Origin of the sequence: Gillisia hiemivivida (assembly GCF_007997295.1) — a bacterium.
GTDB classification, from domain to species: domain Bacteria; phylum Bacteroidota; class Bacteroidia; order Flavobacteriales; family Flavobacteriaceae; genus Gillisia; species Gillisia hiemivivida.
Map to the genome: position 1 here is coordinate 190,003 of NZ_VORY01000002.1, position 19,082 is coordinate 209,084.

Here is a 19,082-nt window from a genome sequence, read left to right on the forward strand (position 1 = left end):
TTCTCTAGTCTCGCTGAGATGATTAAACACACTTCGACAAGCTCAGTGCGACAGCAGCAGAATATAAAACTATCTGGAAGCATCCTTTAGGAACTTGCTCTGAACTCACAGAGATGTTAAAACAATTCCTCTAACCAGCTGAAAATAAATCAAGACCCTCGGGGCAAGCCCGCCCGAACGGTACGGGCGGGCCCACTAGGTATGTCCCGATGGTCCGGGAGGAAAATACTTTTGAAAATTCGAGGCAAGCCCGCCTGAATGTTTCGGGCAGGCCTCGGGGAATTGAACCCTCAATGAGGGATTAAATAAACAAAACTGATATATTATTCGATTTTTCTGTTTTTTAGAAGATCGTTTTGCTCTTGCATTAAAACTGTTAGATCAGACAGCAACTGAATTTCCTTAGGAGTTTCAACAGTTTTATCTTTAGGGTCTTGCGCTTTTCTTCTGAAGTTATTCATGAACTTGACCACAAGAAAAATGGTAAATCCAATGATCACAAAATCCAGCATAGCTTCTACCAAGGCGCCATAGCCTATAGCTATCTCTTTTAATTCCACAGCACCAACTTGAGCAGCATCAATTCCATCCCGAAGTATAATTCTTCTGTCTGCGAAATTAACACCATCTGTGAGCAGGGAAAGAGGCGGTAATACTACTTGTTTCACTAGAACGTCCACAACTTTATTAAAGGCAGTACCAATTATGATACCCACCGCCATGTCTATCATATTGCCTTTAACGGCAAACTCCTTGAATTCTTTAAACAAACCCATTACTCATCAAATAATTTTGTTTGACTTTCCTCTCCATTATTTTTCTCTTTATACACTATCCCTGAAGGGTTGCTTTCTTGCTTCTTATTTTCCTCTCCTTCGACAACTTCCTCCTCCTGAACTTCCAAATCTTCGAGAATTACTTCCTCTACCTCATAAGGCGCAGGATCCAATAAATTAATTTGCTTTATTTTTTCTGTAGTTAATTGATTACCAAGAGCCTTAACTCCTTTTACTGAAATAAATTCTTCAATATTAATTATTTGATTTTCTCTAAGTTCTTTTCCTCTGATTTTAGAGAAAACAAGCTCTACTTGCGGAATATAATCTGTAGAAACCAATTCTAAATAAGACTTTTCGTGATCTCCTATAAACTGCTCTTCTCTATCTTCATGTTCAATTAAGAATCGCTTCACATAATAACGCTCCTTATCTGCTTCCCAATAAACTGCTGAGATAGGTTTTTTAGGGACCCATTTTTCCAGAACTATAAATTCATCATCAAATCTAGTGGTTAATTCTGGCTTAATGGTTTTAGCAACTCCATCTTGAGTAACTAGCAATAGCCTATCCTCTCCCTTGAATTCACCTAATAAATCTCCACGTTCATCTACATTTAACCTCTTCACACTATCATCAAACCAAATTCTCCGAGGTTTAAGTGTAGAAACTCCTTCCTCCTTCAACTCTATTTTCTTAACTGCATATTTGGTGACGATATTTCCTTTTACATTTCGGCCTTTTATTGCCATATCTGCAAAGTCTACTTCAAATTTAAGCTTCTTAATACTGCCTACTTGTCTAAGATACACAGTAACAACCTCAGCTTCACCATTAGGATTTGCTGAAAAATATAAGATTTTGGACTCTTTTTTACCCTGAGAAACAGGATATTCCCGATCTCTGGTTATAGAAGTCACTGCAAAGCGTTTTATATAAGAAGAACCGCCTTTTCCATCACGATAGATCAAATTATAGATAGTCCGCTTATCTTTCTTTTTGAAGACAGCCACATGAACAATATCTTTTCCTATAAATGTTTTGGAATCTACTTTGGTAACCATCATTATACCATCTGCAGTAAAACAAATGATATCATCTATATCTGAACAGTCTGCAACAAATTCATCCTTTTTTAAAGAGGTTCCAATAAACCCTTCTTTTCTATTTACATAAAGCTTTGTGTTGTGCATAGCCACTTTAGAAGCCTCTATGTCTTCAAATAGTTTAAGCTCTGTTTTGCGCTCCCTTCCTGCTCCATACTCCTTTTTCAACCTTGCAAAATAGGCAATAGCAAAGTCTACAAGATGATCTAAATGATGTTTCACTTGTGCTATTTCATCTTCTAGGGCATCAATCTTTTGTTGCGCTTTATCTATATCGAATTTAGATATCCTCTTAATTCGGATTTCTGTTAATCTAGTAATGTCATCTTCGGTAACTGCACGTTTTAAATGTGTGGTATGTGGTTTTAAACCCTTATCTATCGCATTTATAACTCCTTGCCAAGTCTCTTCTTCTTCAATATCACGATAGACCCGGTTTTCTATAAAAATTCGTTCTAATGATGCAAAATGCCATTGCTCTTCAAACTCCTCTAATCTTATCTCCAGATCACTCTTAAGCAGACTGAGAGTATGATCTGTAGATCGTTTCAGCATTTCTGTTACTCCCAGAAATATTGGTTTATTATCTATAATTACACAACCCAAAGGCGAAATAGAATTCTCGCAGGTAGTAAACGCGTATAAAGCATCTATCATTTTATCTGGAGATACATTTGGCGGTAAGTAGATTAAGATCTCCACATGCTCTGCAGTGTTATCCTCGATCTTCTTTATTTTGATCTTCCCTTTATCGTTGGCTTTTAAAACAGATTCTATTAAAGTGGTAGTTGTAGTACCAAACGGTATCTCTGTTATAGCCAGTGTATTCTTATCGTATTGGGATATCTTTGCGCGAACCCTTACTTTTCCGCCACGTTTCCCATCATTATAATTTGAAACATCTGCTTCTCCTGAGGTTGGAAAATCTGGAAATAGTTTAAAACTCTTCCCCTTTAAATGTTTAATGGAAGCATCTATAAGTTCAATAAAATTATGTGGTAAAATACGGGTACTTAATCCTACTGCAATTCCTTCAGCGCCTTGAGCGAGCAATAATGGAAATCTTACAGGTAGATTTACTGGTTCCTTTTTTCTACCATCATAAGAAAGCTGCCAATTGGTAATTTTTGGATTATAAATAACTTCCAAAGCAAATTTGGACAGCCTAGCTTCAATATACCTAGGGGCAGCTGCGCGATCTCCGGTAAAAACATTTCCCCAGTTTCCCTGCATATCTATAAGAAGTTCTTTTTGCCCAACCTGCACCATGGCATCTCCAATACTCGCATCACCGTGAGGATGATACTGCATGGTATGCCCAACTATATTTGCAACTTTATTATATCTCCCGTCATCCAGATCTTTCATAGAATGCATAATCCGGCGCTGTACTGGTTTAAATCCATCTTCTACAGCCGGAACAGCACGTTCTAAAATTACATAAGAAGCATAATCTAAAAACCAATCCTTGTACATTCCTGTAACCCGAATAAGTTTTTCTTTAGACTGCTCCTGTTCTTCTGGTGCTTCTTGGGAATTATCTTGATATTCTAAATCCATTAAGACTCTACTTTGTTTTTCTCAAGCACTTTTCTAAGCGACTCGATCATTCCTCGTTTCTTCTTTTTATTTAAAAAGGTAATATTGAAGGTGTATTTTCTTGGCCCTTTCTTTCTTCTACTCCTAATATAAATTCTGAGCGTGGCATAAAAAAAGAGATCTATAACTTTAAAATCTATTAGTTTTCCTTTTGGAAATTCTGCTCTTTTTACTCGGTATTCCATGAATTTGGAAAAAAACAATCCATTGTTCTTAAAATTCAGCGTTTCCCCATCACTATCAAAATCGAAAAGCTGCCCGATCCTGTGGAAATAAATTCCGAAAATAATAAGTAAAATATTTGGTAGAAAATGACTGAAAGTAATAGTGCTTTCATTGTCTGAAGCCATTAACTCTAAATTCACAAAGATATTTGTTACAAAAGCTGCGACAATTATCATGTAGATAGATGGAACAAGCTTAGTTTCACTAGTATTTTTAAACCTCATAGGCTATTCCTCTATCAAATCGAGTTCGACTTTTAAATTATCTATTATAAATTCCTGCCTGTCTGGCGTATTTTTACCCATATAAAACCCTAACAATTCTTCAATAGACATTTCTTTATCTAACATTACAGGATCCAATCTAATATTTTCCCCAATAAAATGCTTGAATTCGTCTGGAGATATCTCTCCAAGTCCTTTAAATCGGGTGATTTCTGCTTTCCCGCTCAATTTCTCTTCAGCTTGTTGTTTTTCCAACTGGCTGTAGCAATATATTGTTTCCTTTTTATTCCGAACCCTAAATAACGGAGTTTGTAGAATATATAAATGATTTTCTTTTATAAGCTCTGGAAAGAATTGAAGGAAAAATGTTATTAATAACAACCTAATGTGCATTCCATCTACATCGGCATCTGTTGCAATTACGATATTGTTATATCTTAGATCTGCAATAGATTCTTCTATATTTAAGGCTGCTTGCAATAAATTAAATTCTTCGTTCTCGTAAACGATCTTTTTAGAAAGTCCATAGCTATTTAAAGGTTTCCCTTTTAAACTAAAAACAGCTTGAGTGTTCACATCTCTGGATTTAGTGATACTACCACTCGCAGAATCTCCCTCGGTAATAAATAAAGTAGATTCTAAATATTTCTCTTTCTTACTATCCCCTAAATGAATTCTACAATCTCTAAGTTTTTTATTGTGTAAACTTGATTTTTTCGCTCTATCCTTAGCTAATTTTCTAATTCCCGATAATTCCTTCCGCTCGCGTTCTGCCTGTAAAATCTTTCTTTGTAATTTATCTGCAGTCTCCGGATTCTTATGAAGATAGTTATCCAGGTATTTTTTTAGAAAATCGTTAATGTGTGTTCTTACGGTTGGTAAATCACCTCCCATATCTGTGGAACCTAATTTAGTTTTGGTCTGACTTTCAAAGACAGGCTCCATTACTTTTATACTAATTGCTGTAACAACAGATTTTCGAATATCTGAAGATTCGTAGTTCTTACCGAAGTATTCACGGATCGTTCTTACTAAAGATTCCCTGTAAGCGGCTAAATGCGTTCCTCCTTGAGAAGTATTTTGTCCATTTACAAATGAATGGTATTCTTCAGAATATTGAGTTTTACTGTGTGTAAGTGCAAGCTCTATATCTTCACCCCTTAGATGGATAATTGGATATAATTGATCATCTTCATTAATACTATCTCCCAGAAGATCTTTTAATCCATTTTCAGAATAAAATTTCTCACCATTAAACATGATGGTAAGTCCAGGATTTAAATACACATAATTTTTGAGCATTTTTTCGATATACTCATTCCGGTATTTAAAATTTTTGAAAATAGATTCGTCTGGAGTAAAGGAAACCTTTGTTCCACGACGTCTTGAAGTTTCATCAAGTTCTTCTTCATTTATCAAATTTCCCTGCTCAAATTCTGCCGATTTAGATCTTCCATCTCTGGTAGATTCTACTTTGAAATTGGACGACAATGCATTTACTGCTTTTGTTCCCACTCCGTTTAATCCAACAGATTTCTTAAATGCCCGGGAGTCATACTTCCCACCCGTATTCATTTTAGACACTACATCTACCACTTTACCTAATGGAATACCACGACCGTAATCCCGAACAATTACACGTTGGTTTTGAACAGAGATCTCAATGGTCTTACCTGTTCCCATCACAAACTCATCTATACTATTATCTAAAACCTCTTTTAGAAGAATATAAATCCCATCATCTGCAGTAGAACCGTCACCAAGCTTTCCAATATACATTCCGGGGCGCATTCTAATATGCTCCTTCCAGTCTAAAGAACGAATATTATCTTCGGTATACTTAGTTTCTTCTATCATAAATAGTTTGTGGCATTGAGTCGCTAATATAAGGCTTACATTAAAAAATTGAAATAGGTAGCCAACAAAGTAATTAACAAAGAAATTAAGAATATTTTAATAAGAATTGCCAATTATTTTTCCAGAGAAATAACGGGATGAGATGCTGAATCAAGTTCTGAATTAAAGTAAGTTGTCATCCCCACGGAGGAGGGATCTCTTATCGAAGAGATTCTGCTCCACTGACATTTTTTCTGCTTTGTCAAACTGAATTCGAAGTTTGGCATAAACATAGGATAACGAAAAACTTAAATATCGTTAGTTAAAGATAATAACCTACAAAAAACTTGACAATCCGGAATCAAATATTCTTCTTGACTAAAAACAGAAAATCTCACATTGCTGCAAGATTTAAATTCTGGTGATATTTTATTTTTGAATTATACGTTGAATCTAAAATGCATTACATCACCATCTTTAACTATATATTCCTTTCCTTCAACTTTCATTTTTCCAGCTTCTTTTACTTTGGCTTCGCTACCTAAAGAAACAAAATCCTCATAGGCAATTACCTCAGCACGAATAAAACCTTTTTCGAAATCTGTATGTATCACTCCTGCAGCTTGAGGAGCACTAGATCCAACTGGAATGGTCCAAGCTCTCACTTCTTTAACTCCTGCAGTAAAATAGGTTTGTAACTTAAGAAGTCTGTAGGCTCCGCGAATAAGTTTTGCTGAACCCGGTTCATCCAATCCTATATCCTGAAGAAACATTTTTCTTTCTTCGTAATCATCAAGCTCAGTAATATCAGCTTCAGTACCTACTGCCAAAACGATTACCTCAGCATTTTCATCTTTTACCGCTACTTTCACCTGCTCTACAAATGCATTCCCATCTACAGCTGCTTTTTCATCTACATTACACACATACATTACCGGTTTATCTGTAATAAGTTGAAGATTCTTAATAAATTCTTCTCTTTCAGAATCGGTAAGATCCAGAGCTCGAACAGATTTGCCTGCTTCCAATCCAGCTTTCACCTTCAGTAACGCTCCTTCCTCTTTTTGAGCCTCCTTATTACCAGTTCTAGAAGCTCTCTTTACTTTTTCTAATTTCTTATCTATAGTTTCAAGATCTTTTAGCTGAAGCTCCATATCTATGGTCTCTTTATCCCTAACAGGATCTACAGAACCATCAACGTGTATGATATTATCATCTTCAAAACAACGCAAAACATGTAGAATTGCATCTGTCTCCCGAATGTTTCCTAAAAATTGATTTCCTAAACCTTCGCCCTTACTCGCACCTTTTACGAGTCCAGCAATATCTACTATATCGACTGTTGCAGGTAGTACACGCTCTGGATTAACCAAAGATTCTAATTTTTGAAGTCGCATGTCCGGAACATTCACAACTCCAATATTAGGTTCTATAGTACAAAAAGGAAAGTTTGCACTTTGTGCTTTTGCATTAGATAAACAATTAAAGAGTGTTGATTTCCCCACATTTGGTAATCCTACAATTCCTGCTTTCATAAAATATAATTTAATGCTATGTTTTTGCGGCTGCAAATATAGAGATTTGAACCGAGAAAAGACAGCCTCAATTAAGTAATAATCATCTAAAAAATAATAAAAATATTTCTCGAATCAAGGATAATTTAAATCTCTAATTTCATCTTTGCAGTTCTACTTCAACTTTTAAAAAAGGAAGCTATTTTGAACAATTTATCACGGAATTCAGGGATCAAATTGAAAACAAATTTCGGTATTTTTTAAACTTTATAAATTTTATAAAAAAATAAATTTGTGAACAATCTTTTGTTCACAAATAATTATATTATTGATAATCAGTATGTTAAATAAGTTTAGCTGTAAACTTTATTAATTTTACGTTTTAAAAAATCAATAGGTTTTAACTACATTTACAATATCGAAAGTACAGCCTTTAACCACTTACAATTATAATTAATGAAAGTTGAAACCAATCCCACCCAGAACAAAACCTATACTCAGGACGAAGCTTTTGAAGCCTCCAAAAAATATTTTGAAGGAGATGAACTAGCAGCCAGAGTTTGGATAAACAAATACGCTTTAAAAGATTCTTACGATAATATTTATGAGCGATCTCCTCAAGATATGCATTTGAGAATTGCCAAAGAAATTGCCAGAATTGAAGCAAAATATCCTAATCCTATGAGTGAAGAGGAAATTATGGGATTAATCAAGAACTTTAAATATATAGTACCACAGGGTAGCCCAATGGCGGGAATAGGAAATAAATTTCAAGTGGGCTCACTTTCTAATTGCTTTGTAATCGGTAACGATGGAGAAAGCGATTCCTATGGAAGTATTATGAAAATTGATCAAGAACAAGTACAGTTAATGAAACGTCGTGGTGGGGTTGGACATGATCTTTCGCATATTAGACCTAAAGGTTCTCCTGTAAAAAATTCTGCCCTTACCTCTACCGGAATTGTGCCTTTCATGGAAAGATACTCAAACTCTACCAGAGAAGTTGCCCAAGATGGAAGACGCGGTGCTTTAATGCTGTCAATCTCCATAAATCATCCAGATTCTGAAAACTTTATAGATGCCAAAATGGAGCAGGGAAAGGTAACTGGCGCTAATGTATCGGTTCGGATAGACGATGAATTCATGAAATCTGTAGAAAACAGAGCTCCTTATGTGCAAAAATTTCCGATACATAGTGAAAATCCTAAACAATCTAAGGAGATAGATTCTTTGGTATTATGGAACAAGATTGTTCATAATGCATGGAAATCTGCCGAGCCTGGGATTTTATTTTGGGATACCATCATTAATGAATCAGTGCCAGATTGTTATTCAGATCTTGGTTATAAAACTGTTTCCACTAACCCGTGTGGGGAAATACCTCTTTGTCCTTATGACTCTTGCAGGCTTTTAGCTATTAATCTTTTCTCTTATGTTGAAAATCCATTTACTTCAGAAGCATCTTTTGACTTTAAATTGTTTAAAAAACATGTTGCTGCAGCACAGCGAATGATGGATGACATTATCGATCTAGAATTAGAGAAAATTGAAGATATTCTTCGAAAAATTAATGCAGATCCAGAAAATGAAGAGATAAAAAGGGTAGAAAGAAATCTTTGGTTAGAAATTAAGAAGAAGGCTAATGAAGGCAGACGTACAGGAATAGGAATCACTGCAGAAGGCGATATGCTTGCAGCTTTAGGAATTGCATATGGAAGTCCGGAAGGGATTGAGTTTTCGGTAAAAGTTCATAAAACTTTAGCCTTAGAAGCTTATAGAGGATCTGTTAATATGGCTAAAGAACGAGGAGCTTTTGCTTTTTATGATTCAGATAAAGAAAAAAACAATCCATTTATTCAGCGTATAAAAGAAGCAGATGAACAGCTGTATTATGAAATGCTGGAACACGGTAGAAGAAACATTGCGATGTTAACTATTGCTCCCACAGGAACCACAAGTTTAATGACCCAAACCACCTCTGGGATTGAACCTGTGTTTATGCCTGTTTATAAGAGACGAAGAAAAGTAAATCCAAATGATAAAAATGTAAGCGTAGATTATGTAGATGAAACCGGAGATTCTTGGGAGGAATATGTTGTATTTCATCACCGTTTTAAAGAATGGATGCAAGTAAATGGTCATGAAATAAGTAATGATTATACTCAAAAAGATCTGGATGAATTAGTTAAAAAATCTCCTTATTATCAATCCACCTCCAATGATATAGATTGGTTGAGTAAAGTGAGAATGCAAGGAGCTGTTCAAAAATGGGTAGATCACTCAATAAGTGTAACCGTCAATTTACCAAATGACGCTACAGAGGAGCTTGTTGGAAAACTTTATATGGAAGCATGGAAAGTTGGTTGTAAAGGAGTGACCGTTTACAGAGATGGCTCTAGAAGCGGTGTCCTTATTTCTAATGAAGCGAAAAAGGAAACTACAGAAAGTAATACTCGATTTTCAACCAAGAGACCGGTTGAGTTGAAGGCAGATGTAATCAGATTCCAAAATAATAAAGAGAAATGGATCGCCTTTATTGGACTTATAGATGACAAACCTTATGAAATCTTTACAGGTTTGGCAGATGATGATGACGGAATTCTAATCCCAAGATGGGTAGATAACGGTTTGATTATTAAAAATAAAAATGAGCAGGGAAATTCAAGATATGATTTCCAGTATAAGAACCAAAGAGGTTATAAAACCACTATTGAGGGTCTATCTCATAAATTTGATCCTGAATTCTGGAACTATGCAAAATTAATCTCTAGTACCTTAAGACATGGCATGCCAATAGACAACGCTGTAGACCTTATTAATAGTTTGCAATTAAACAGCGAGTCTATTAACACGTGGAAAAATGGGGTAGCCCGCGCTTTAAAACGTTATGTAGCAGACGGCACCGAAGCAAAAGGACAAAAATGTACCAATTGCAGCTCTACAAATCTAATATATCAGGAAGGTTGTTTAACCTGTAAAGATTGTGGATCTTCTAAATGTGGATAAGCTATTTTTTTGAGCTAGTTGCATATTTCCTAATTTATAAACTGAAACCGCTTCATAATTGAGGCGGTTTTTTTTATTTCAAATTATTGGATAAAATTGATAATTATGGGTCTCTAAGCAATACTTTTAAGTATATAAAAACCGAATTTTAATTCAATAATCAAACTTTCATAATGTACTGGGCTATATATCCTTTCAGAGGTTTTTTCGATCCTTGTTGGTAAATGTGTTATATTCAATACTCTAACCAATTAAAACCAATTAATCATGAACAAAATTTTACTGATTTTTACCTTTTTATGTGCTCCTGGGTTTTTGATGGCTCAGCAAGTCACAGGAACTGTAACAGATAACACCGGTGTGCCATTGCCCGGTGTGAACATTTTTGAAAAGAACACTAATAATGGAACTACTACAGATTTCGATGGAAACTATGCTATAAATGTTAGTGAAGCTGCTACCCTGGTTTTTAGTTATGTTGGTTTTGAGGAAAATGAAGAAGTTGTAGGATCAAGAACTACAATAAACGTAACTCTTGCAGATGGAGTTTCTTTAGGAGAAATACAATTAACTGGATCTAGAAATCCTAACCGTACTGCAACAGATACTCCAGTTGCAATAGATGTGATAGATGTAAGTTCTGTTACCACTCAAACAGGACGTATTGAAGTAAATGAATTGTTGCAATATGCAGCACCTTCTTTCAATGCTAACAAGCAATCTGGGTCTGATGGAGCAGATCATATTGATCCTGCCTCATTAAGGGGTTTAGGTCCAGATCAAACCTTGGTCTTGATAAATGGTAAAAGAAGACACCAATCTTCTCTTATTAATATATTTGGAACCCGAGGAAGAGGAAATACAGGAACAGATTTAAATGCAATCCCTGCTTCAGCAATTAAAAGAATTGAGATCTTAAGAGATGGAGCTTCTGCACAATATGGATCTGATGCTATTGCGGGAGTAATTAACTTGGTATTAAATGATGATGTAGGAAATTTTACAGGAAATATAAATTACGGATTCTACAACACCAATGCAGAAGGAGATTTTCCTGAAGGAACCGCAAATACAGATGGAAATAGATTAGATACGGAAAGAGATGGAAACCAAATTGGAGACGATAAATCTTTTGATGGGGGTTCTGTTAAAGTAACTGCAAATTATGGTGTGGCTATTGGAGAGGAAGGATTTGCCAACTTCACAACAGAATACATCAGCAAAAATAAAACTTTAAGACCTGGTTTCGATTTTAGAAGAGGTTTTGGAGAGGCAGCCATAGATGGATTTAATTTCTTCGGAAATGTAGCAGTTCCTCTAACAGATAATTCTGAATTCTACGCTTTTGGAGGTAGAAATTATAGAGATACCGATGCCTATGCTTTTACAAGAGATAGTGCTACAGATAGAAATGTAACGAGCATCTATCCTGATGGTTTTACTCCTAGAATAACCTCAATTATTACAGATAACTCTGTAGCTGCTGGTTTTAGAACTGAAACTGAAAGCGGTTGGAAAATAGATGTGAGTAATACTTGGGGAAAGAACTTCTTCCATTATTATATTAAGGGAACTCTAAATGCCTCCCTACAAGATAACTCACCCACTAATTTTGATGCAGGTGGTCATAGCTTGAGCCAGAATACAGTTAATCTTGATTTCTCAAAATATTATGAAGATATACTGGAGGGCGTAAACTTTGCTTTTGGAGCCGAATATAAAACGGAAAATTTCGTGATCTTCGCAGGCGAAGAAGGTTCTTATGCCACTTATGATGGTACCGGGAATATTAACACTGCTTATGATGATATCGTTAGAAATGAAAGTGGTGATCCTATTTTAGACGAGAATGAAGATCCTATTCCAACTCCAATTACAGCTTTATTACCAGCTGGACCTGGTGGATCTCAAGGATTCCCTGGATATGGTCCAGCCAACGAAGTGGACAGAAGTAGATCTAACGTTTCTTTCTATGTAGATGGCGAATTTGATTTAACCGATAGATTCTTAGTTGCTGCAGCAGCCAGATTTGAAGACTATAGCGATTTTGGAAGCACCCTAAACGGGAAATTGGCTGCAAGATATAAAGTTACAGATGCCGTAAATGTTAGGGGTTCTGTAAGTACAGGGTTTAGAGCACCATCCCTAGCTCAGATCTATTACAACTTAAAATTTACAAACTTTGTTGGTGGGGAAGCTGTGGAATCTTTGTTATCCCCTAATAATAGTCCTGTAACAGCCTCTTTTGGGATTGGACCTTTACAAGAAGAAACTGCATTCAATGCTTCCCTAGGATTTACAGCTAATGTTGGAAGTTTCACCGCTACCGTAGATGGATATTATATAGACATTCAAGATCGTATAGTTCTTACAGGAAATTTTGATGCTCCACAAATAGAAAATGTAGAAGCTGCACAATTCTTTGCAAATGGAGCAGATACTGAAACTGTAGGATTGGATATCGTTCTTTCTCACAAAACACAATTAGGAGAGGGAACTTTTACTTCTAGCCTTATTGGAAATATTAACAACATGACAATTACTGATGTTAAAAATGGTGTTTTAGATGAACAAACTTTCTTTGGGGAACGTGATAAAGCATTTTTATTAGCATCTGCCCCAGATAGCAAGTTTATATTGAATTTAAATTATGACATCAACAAGTTTAATGTCGCTCTTGGTATTAATAGATTTAGTGAAGTGGAATTATTGGACTTCCAAACATTTGAAGACGTAGCAGATTATGGGAGTTTTGAGAATCAGATCGCGGCGGCTACAGATACTTACAGTCCAAAGATCACTACCGATTTAAATTTAGGTTACGAATTAACTGATAACCTAAAATTAAATATTGGTAGTAACAACCTTTTTAACGTATATCCAGATCAACAAGACGATTTTGTTGAAGGTGGAGGATATTGGGATTCTGTACAAATGGGATTTGGGGGAGCATATTACTATGCCAAATTGAATATCCAGTTCTAATTCAATATATGATTTTTATAAAAAAGGCGAGAACATTAGTTCTCGCCTTTTGCTTTATAACACTTATTATAAGGAATTACTCCACAATATACATCTCATTAGAAGCTTTTATATAATCTTGTGGATTAAAAGTTGCTTCAAAACTGTTCCGTACCAAATTCAGTTTTAAATCTAATTGATCTACCTTATCTTTTAAATATTCGTCTTGCTTATATTTTTTAATCAAAACCTTATATTTATCTAAATTCTCAAGAATTCTAAAAGTTAAGGTGCCAAATCGTATTTTTAAATTCTGAACCGTCACCATCTGATTATAGAAATCTTGTTTCCAGTTCTCCCCGTTCTTGTTGCGTTCTTCTACAATTTTATCTTCAGCAATTTTTGAAATATCCAGTATATACTGTGTTCTTTTCTTAGCGTCTGTTTCATCTGTAAATCGCTTTTTAAATTCGGTTTTATTGATCCCTAAAATGTTAACGATATTTTCATTCATAGATTTCTCCTGAAGTTCCTTAAGTTCATCCAAGCTTTTGCCAATAGAATTCCATTCAGTTTCAATAAGGTCTTTATCGTGGGTGAACTGAGAAACAGAAGTTGTTAGTTTGAACATTTTTATACTTTTCTCCTGCAAATCTCTGTCTCTTCTTCCCAGGCTATTTATGAAACTACCTATTCCGTCGAAAAGGCTTCCCGCAAACATCCCTGTAAATGGAGTTCCTTCAGCCAAATTCCCTGTTACCTGAATTATATGGCTTAGCGCATCCAGTCTTGCTTCATCTTTTTTATTTTCTTCAATATATTTTTCAAACTCCTTGAACCAAGCTGCATATCCCTCGTAATTCATAGGATTACTGACTTTGTCTAAGGTCGTGTAAAAATCTCTAGAACTATTAAATAGATTTAAGGGTTTGATCTCACGTTCCATCGAAGCCAGGTTTAATACCGCAGAACTATAATTGTATTTATATACACTAATTAGATTCTTATCCAGTTCTAATTGTCTCTCTTCAAGTATTTGAACGCGCTCTAAAAGTTTATCTACTTTTTCTGAAGAAGAATTTGTAGTGCGAATGCTTTCGTCCAGATTGGTGATCTTGGCATCCATTAATTTTATCTTACTATCTACATTTTCTCTGAGTAGAGCTCTTTCCTTATTTAATTGATAAAGAACGAGATCTGTTACAGATTTACCTTCAATATTCTCTTGTGAGAAACTTATAAAAGGTTTCAAAATCAAAATAATTAATAAACTCAAAATATATTTGTTCATCCTATTTTAAATTATCTGTTAGGTAATCGTATAACGATGAACTCAGTATCATATTATGACGAAATGGAAAAGCAATCAAAATAATTACTGCGATATTCGAATTAATTACATTTAAAAAGTTAAATTTTTCAAACAAACATGTATTTCATCGATAAAAAACTCCTTATGTCTGATTTATAAGAATTTAAGTTATATTTGTTAATTGTTTTTGATTGCTTAGCCAAATCAATTAAAAACAATACCAACCAAAAAAACCTAATTATGATGAAAAAATTACAACGAAAAATGTATGTTACAGTTGCATTTAGTTTAATAGGGATTTTCTCTCTAAGCGCACAAACCAGTACTCCGCATGCTTCCGGAGCTGATAAACACGATCATGGTGTTGCTAAAGGAATGTCCAGTCCAATAGATGATTCTTTTTCATGGCATAATGGCCCACAAATAGAAGGAGGAAAAGAAGATATCACGTTGTCTTTATCACCTAACCCTACTTCTAACAATATTAATATGAGGATGTCTAATTCTCATATAAAATCTGTTGTTGTATACAATCTGGAAGGGAAAAAACTGCTAGGTGTCTTATATGACGTGCCAGGACATGCGGCAAGTGTGGATGTTTCTAATCTCAAAAAAGGATTATTAATCATTCAAATGGAAACTGATAAAGGAAAAATTCATACCAGAAGATTTTTCAAAAAGTAAATCTACCATTACATTATTTAAAAGAGGCTAATCTTTGGATTAGCCTCTTTTTTATATTTATTCCAATCTAGAAGTACAATACACCACTCTTTTCCATCTGGAGAAGAGTATCTATGAATTTCTCTAAAGCCCAATTTTAAATGAGCATTTAAAGAGCGTTGGTTTCTTACATCAATTTCTGTTATAGCAAATTCGAATCTATCCTTATAAATAGTTTGATACAGTTGATAACACTTTTCTAAAACACCTTGCCCTCTAAATCCTTTCCCAACGCAAACTTGACCTACTATCAGGTAATTATATTCTTCAATTTTTTTACTACTATAAACCAATTTTTTAAATTCTAAAAACATTGGTCTTAAAAGGAGCATTTTCTCTTCTGCTATTGCTGTCATTGCTAAGAGGTAGGCTACCACTGTATTATGAGAGATAGCTATTACATGTGGCGCAATACAATTAAATTCAGTTAATAATTCTAAATTATGAGTACAGGTTAAGAATCCTTCAGAAGCGATTTCTTCCTTTGACAGTTTAGAATAATGATTTGTATTTTGTAACTGCAGAATTCCTTCCAATTCTTTTTTTGAAGTACAGGTTTTATAAATTATTTCTTCCATGAATTTTACCTAAAAAAATCAAATGTTATAAATACTAAGATCATGTTTTTTTTCTTCTGAAAAAATAGAGAAACTCGGGGAATTAAACTCTCGATTAGGGCTTAAAAGTCTGAAATAAAAAGAATTTTAAAAATTTTCTTTTGCCCTAAGTATTAATCCATTCAATAACTATAATAATTTAGTAAAAATCGATATATTAGTACGTATTCAATTGAGTGAATCTAATAATCTTGCTATGAAAACAAATTTTAATGACTTTCAATTAAGTCCGATTACATATATATTATTATTAGCCCTCATATGCTTAACACCTAGAGCTACTTATTCCTATTCTTTTCAGCAAAGCATTGAAACAAACAAATTTCAATATGTAGAATTTAAAGGAGAAGTAGTAGATAATAGAAGTGGCGACCCTATTATTTCGGCGCATCTTACTGTAAATGGTAGCAATATTTCCACTATTACAAATAGCGAAGGTGAATTTTCTTTAAAGATCCCCGCAGACCTTATGAGTTCTCAAGTAACGATTTCCTTTTTAGGCTATAAGAGTAAGACAGTTCCTTTGAGTTCCTTTTCAAAAGAATATACCCGCATAACTTTAGAAGAGTCTTTAGAAGTTCTATCTGAGGTTAGCATTTTCAAAGCAACAGATGCCAAAAAACTCATTAGAGCTATGCTTGAAAAAAGAGGTGATAATTACTTTGATAATCCTACTTTAATGACTGCTTTCTATAGAGAGATCATTAAAAAGGGAAGAAGAAACGCTTCTCTTTCTGAAGCTGTAGTGAAGATCTATAAACAACCTAACAGTTCTGCTAAAAAGGATGACGTTGCAATTTATAAGGCTAGAAAAAGCACCGATTATGACAGATTAGACACATTGGCCATAAAATTAAGAGGTGGTCCCTTTAATACTTTGTATGTAGATCTAATGAAATATACTGAATTTGTTTTTGACGCCGGTAATTTAGAGGAATTCAGATTTAGTTTTGATCAGCCTACAAAAATGGGCAAAAGATATGTTTATGTTGTTGATTTTGAGGAGATCAATAAATCCCTACCCTGGTATTATGGTAAACTTTTTATAGATACCGAAACAAATACTTTATTGAAAGCATCTTATAAGCTAAATGTAGATGATAGAGACACTGCATCCGAAATGTTTGTAAAAAGAAAGCCCTCAAGAGCTACGGTTTATCCTGTGGATGTTAATTACGAAATTAATTATATAGAGAGTGATGGGAAATGGTATTATGGATATGGAAATGCTCTCTTAGAATTCGTAGTAAACTGGGACAGGAAATTATTTAATTCCAGATATACTTTGAATAGTGAAATGGTGGTTACAAATTGGGAAGATTATACTAATAAGGAATCAAGAAAAGATATGAATTACATAAGACCATCTGTAGTCATGGTAGACGACATCTCTGGATTTGCTGATGCCAATTTTTGGGGAAATGATAATATTATAGAACCTGAAAAATCTATTCAAAATGCAATTGAAAAAATTCAGCGTCAATTAAATAGAGAATAATTTACTTAAGATCTTAAAAACACCAAACCCCACGTTCTTGTGGGGTTTGGTGTTTTTAATTGTATGCAACTTGCTTATTCTTCATGCATAAATCGTTGTTTCCCTAAAAGTTCCTCTTCGGTCTCTACATGGCTATCATCTGGCACACAACAATCTACCGGGCATACTGCTGCACACTGTGGCTCATCATGAAAACCTTTACATTCTGTACACTTATCTGGAACTATGTAATAGATCTCGTCACTAATGGGCTCTTGAGCTTCATTAGCTTCCACTTTTTTTCCATCTGGTAAAACCACATTTCCTTCTAGGTCCGTTCCATCGGCATATCTCCAATCATCTGCACCTTCATAAATTGCAGTATTTGGACACTCTGGCTCACAAGCACCACAGTTTATACATTCATCTGTTATTATAATTGCCATAACTCTATTATTAGTAAATTTAAATTGTAATCAATAAATCTCCAGTAATTTGGATTCAATTTTTCATTGATTTATAGGCGATTTTAATTCTATAACTTTTAATTTCGCCAGCACAAATTTAAAGCCAAAACAATTCATAACCAAATAAGCCTTATGTCAATCCAACTGCGAAAATCAAATTTTATAGAACTAGGTAAGTTTTTAAACCAATTTCGAAGAGATGGAATAGAACAGCACAAGGATGTGATTAATAATGCTGACTTTTTCGAGGATTTTAAAGAGCAAATAGAAAGAGCCATACATCACAATGGTTGGTTTACTCCAGAAAATATACTTTTCGCACTGGAGGGCTGGAGTGAATCTCTTAAAAGCACCAATTTAGATAAGTGGATCAAGCCTTATAATTTTGATGCTGTAGATCCTAAAACAGTGGGAATCATAATGGCTGGAAATATTCCTTTGGTTGGTTTTCACGATTTTATTTCTGTATTAATTTCAGGGCATAAAGTATTGGTAAAACAATCTTCTAATGACATGATATTGCTTCCTATTCTGGCAAATTATCTTATTTCTTTAGATTCGAAATATAAGGATAAGATCGAATTTACTGAGAACAGGATGAATAATTTTGAAGCTGTAATCGCTACCGGAAGTAATAATACTTCCAGGTATTTTGAATATTATTTTGCGAATAAAAAATCCATCATCAGGAAAAACAGAAATTCTGTTGCGATCTTAACCGGTAAGGAAACAACTGAAGAATTAATAGCCTTAGGACACGATATTTTTAAATATTTTGGTTTAGGCTGTAGAAGTGTTTCTAAATTATATGTGCCAGAGAATTATGATTTCGATGCTTTTTATAAAGCTATAGCCCCATGGGCAAGCTTAATGAATCATGCGAAATATGCTAATAATTACGATTATAACAAGGCTGTTTACTTAATGAGTGAATTTAAAATGTTGGATAATGGATTTTTAGTATTGAAGGAAGATCAAAGTTTTGGATCTCCAATTGCAACCGTCTTCTATGAAAAATATTCAGATTTAGAAGCCTTAAAAGCTACAATCCAAGAGAATAAAGAAAATTTACAGTGTGTTGTTGCCAATGATTTTATGGAAACTGAAATCCCTTTTGGTAAAACGCAATACCCACAATTATGGGATTACGCAGATAATATTGACACCTTAGAATTTCTAGAGAATATTTAAAATCTTATTTTTGGAATTCCTCATAATGCCTGAATTTTAAAATTC

Annotated in this window: 13 protein-coding genes; 5 read left to right on the plus strand and 8 right to left on the minus strand. The window is 34.3% G+C overall.

The features are described 5' to 3' along the window. Nucleotides 1–323: 323 nt before the first annotated feature. The 5 genes from mscL to ychF all read right to left on the minus strand — a co-directional run bounded on the left by mscL (nucleotide 324) and on the right by ychF (nucleotide 7,301). Nucleotides 324–776 (minus strand): large conductance mechanosensitive channel protein MscL, encoded by a 453-nt coding sequence (mscL, locus tag ES724_RS03120; protein WP_146929432.1) that lies wholly within the window; start codon nucleotides 774–776, stop codon nucleotides 324–326. After that, on the minus strand, nucleotides 776–3,442 hold the full coding sequence (locus ES724_RS03125; protein ID WP_146929435.1) for a DNA gyrase/topoisomerase IV subunit A: 2,667 nt from the start codon (nucleotides 3,440–3,442) through the stop codon (nucleotides 776–778). Before ES724_RS03125 ends, mscL begins: the two co-directional genes overlap by 1 nt. Continuing rightward, nucleotides 3,442–3,930: a hypothetical protein gene (locus ES724_RS03130; RefSeq protein WP_146929437.1), complete on the minus strand. Its 489-nt coding sequence runs from the start codon at nucleotides 3,928–3,930 to the stop codon at nucleotides 3,442–3,444. Before ES724_RS03130 ends, ES724_RS03125 begins: the two co-directional genes overlap by 1 nt. 3 nt (nucleotides 3,931–3,933) lie before the next feature. Continuing rightward, nucleotides 3,934–5,787, minus strand: a complete 1,854-nt coding sequence (locus ES724_RS03135) for a DNA topoisomerase IV subunit B (RefSeq protein ID WP_026838408.1) — start codon at nucleotides 5,785–5,787, stop codon at nucleotides 3,934–3,936. 419 nt (nucleotides 5,788–6,206) lie between these two features. Continuing rightward, entirely contained in the window at nucleotides 6,207–7,301 is a 1,095-nt protein-coding gene (gene ychF, locus ES724_RS03140; RefSeq protein WP_146929440.1) for a redox-regulated ATPase YchF, read from the minus strand. A gap of 435 nt (nucleotides 7,302–7,736) precedes the next feature. On the opposite strand from ychF, the gene ES724_RS03145 reads away from it, so the two are divergent. Next, entirely contained in the window at nucleotides 7,737–10,286 is a 2,550-nt protein-coding gene (locus ES724_RS03145; RefSeq protein ID WP_146929443.1) for an adenosylcobalamin-dependent ribonucleoside-diphosphate reductase, read from the plus strand. Between the two features lie 267 nt (nucleotides 10,287–10,553). Continuing rightward, entirely contained in the window at nucleotides 10,554–13,271 is a 2,718-nt protein-coding gene (locus ES724_RS03150; RefSeq protein ID WP_146929446.1) for a TonB-dependent receptor, read from the plus strand. Between the two features lie 76 nt (nucleotides 13,272–13,347). On the opposite strand, the gene ES724_RS03155 is transcribed toward ES724_RS03150, so the two are convergent. Further along, nucleotides 13,348–14,541: a hypothetical protein gene (locus ES724_RS03155; RefSeq protein WP_146929449.1), complete on the minus strand. Its 1,194-nt coding sequence runs from the start codon at nucleotides 14,539–14,541 to the stop codon at nucleotides 13,348–13,350. Between the two features lie 261 nt (nucleotides 14,542–14,802). Between ES724_RS03155 and ES724_RS03160 the strand changes: the two genes are divergently transcribed. Then, complete coding sequence (locus ES724_RS03160) at nucleotides 14,803–15,246, plus strand: T9SS type A sorting domain-containing protein (protein WP_146929452.1); 444 nt, start codon at nucleotides 14,803–14,805, stop codon at nucleotides 15,244–15,246. Between the two features lie 17 nt (nucleotides 15,247–15,263). Here ES724_RS03160 and ES724_RS03165 read toward each other — a convergent pair whose 3' ends face one another. After that, entirely contained in the window at nucleotides 15,264–15,863 is a 600-nt protein-coding gene (locus ES724_RS03165; RefSeq protein ID WP_146929455.1) for a GNAT family N-acetyltransferase, read from the minus strand. A 235-nt stretch (nucleotides 15,864–16,098) separates the two neighbouring features. Here ES724_RS03165 and ES724_RS03170 point away from each other — a divergent pair, with 235 nt between their 5' ends. Continuing rightward, nucleotides 16,099–17,400 (plus strand): carboxypeptidase-like regulatory domain-containing protein, encoded by a 1,302-nt coding sequence (locus ES724_RS03170; protein WP_146929458.1) that lies wholly within the window; start codon nucleotides 16,099–16,101, stop codon nucleotides 17,398–17,400. Between the two features lie 74 nt (nucleotides 17,401–17,474). Here the strand turns inward: ES724_RS03170 and ES724_RS03175 are convergent, their stop codons facing one another. Beyond that, nucleotides 17,475–17,825: a 4Fe-4S dicluster domain-containing protein gene (locus ES724_RS03175; protein ID WP_026838399.1), complete on the minus strand. Its 351-nt coding sequence runs from the start codon at nucleotides 17,823–17,825 to the stop codon at nucleotides 17,475–17,477. A gap of 153 nt (nucleotides 17,826–17,978) precedes the next feature. Between ES724_RS03175 and ES724_RS03180 the strand changes: the two genes are divergently transcribed. Beyond that, nucleotides 17,979–19,037: an acyl-CoA reductase gene (locus ES724_RS03180; protein ID WP_146929461.1), complete on the plus strand. Its 1,059-nt coding sequence runs from the start codon at nucleotides 17,979–17,981 to the stop codon at nucleotides 19,035–19,037. Nucleotides 19,038–19,082: the final 45 nt, after the last annotated feature.

Excerpts from the sequence above, each read along its gene's own strand:
- ES724_RS03150 (WP_146929446.1), top strand. The coding sequence starts at position 10,554 with ATGAACAAAATTTTACTGATTTTTACCTTTTTATGTGCTCCTGGGTTT.
- ES724_RS03125 (WP_146929435.1), bottom strand. The coding sequence starts at position 3,442 with ATGGATTTAGAATATCAAGATAATTCCCAAGAAGCACCAGAAGAACAG.
- ES724_RS03170 (WP_146929458.1), top strand. The coding sequence starts at position 16,099 with ATGAAAACAAATTTTAATGACTTTCAATTAAGTCCGATTACATATATA.
- ES724_RS03175 (WP_026838399.1), bottom strand. The coding sequence starts at position 17,825 with ATGGCAATTATAATAACAGATGAATGTATAAACTGTGGTGCTTGTGAG.
- ES724_RS03165 (WP_146929455.1), bottom strand. The coding sequence starts at position 15,863 with ATGGAAGAAATAATTTATAAAACCTGTACTTCAAAAAAAGAATTGGAA.
- ychF (WP_146929440.1), bottom strand. The coding sequence starts at position 7,301 with ATGAAAGCAGGAATTGTAGGATTACCAAATGTGGGGAAATCAACACTC.
- ES724_RS03155 (WP_146929449.1), bottom strand. The coding sequence starts at position 14,541 with ATGAACAAATATATTTTGAGTTTATTAATTATTTTGATTTTGAAACCT.
- ES724_RS03145 (WP_146929443.1), top strand. The coding sequence starts at position 7,737 with ATGAAAGTTGAAACCAATCCCACCCAGAACAAAACCTATACTCAGGAC.
- ES724_RS03135 (WP_026838408.1), bottom strand. The coding sequence starts at position 5,787 with ATGATAGAAGAAACTAAGTATACCGAAGATAATATTCGTTCTTTAGAC.
- ES724_RS03180 (WP_146929461.1), top strand. The coding sequence starts at position 17,979 with ATGTCAATCCAACTGCGAAAATCAAATTTTATAGAACTAGGTAAGTTT.
- ES724_RS03130 (WP_146929437.1), bottom strand. The coding sequence starts at position 3,930 with ATGAGGTTTAAAAATACTAGTGAAACTAAGCTTGTTCCATCTATCTAC.
- ES724_RS03160 (WP_146929452.1), top strand. The coding sequence starts at position 14,803 with ATGATGAAAAAATTACAACGAAAAATGTATGTTACAGTTGCATTTAGT.
- mscL (WP_146929432.1), bottom strand. The coding sequence starts at position 776 with ATGGGTTTGTTTAAAGAATTCAAGGAGTTTGCCGTTAAAGGCAATATG.